The organism is Stenotrophomonas sp. STEN046 (genome assembly GCF_056759755.1).
The window spans coordinates 1-391 of record NZ_JBRRDR010000091.1; the positions used below are offsets into that span (position 1 = coordinate 1).

1 rRNA gene is annotated in these 391 nt (G+C 60.1%); it reads right to left on the minus strand.

The annotated features are described in order from the left end of the window. Nucleotides 1-303: 303 nt before the first annotated feature. Nucleotides 304-391 (minus strand): 5S ribosomal RNA (gene rrf, locus ACVOLJ_RS20860); the annotation flags it as partial.

Below are 391 nucleotides of genomic sequence, written 5' to 3' on the forward strand. Positions count from 1 at the left end.
CTGGTGCTTGAACTCATCGGTGTAGCTACGGCGGGTGATACGGGACATAAGGGACCTCCAAGTGCGATCAAAGTATCGCTTCTTGGCGTCTGCCTACGGGGAGCCAGATCATCCGGCGCGGGCAGCATCCACGCATGGCGTGGATCTACTGCAGGCAGCCTGCCCCTGGTAGCTGCCAACCTTGGTTGGCATGGGGGTTCCGGCGCGGGCAGCATCCACGCATCGCGTGGAACTACCGCCTGTGGTTTTCTGGCGCATAAAGAAAAACCCCGCTGCGTGAGCAGCGGGGTTTTCGGGTATAAACCCTGGCGATGACCTACTCTCGCATGGCTTAGGCCACACTACCATCGGCGCAGCTACGTTTCACTTCCGAGTTCGGGATGGGATCGGG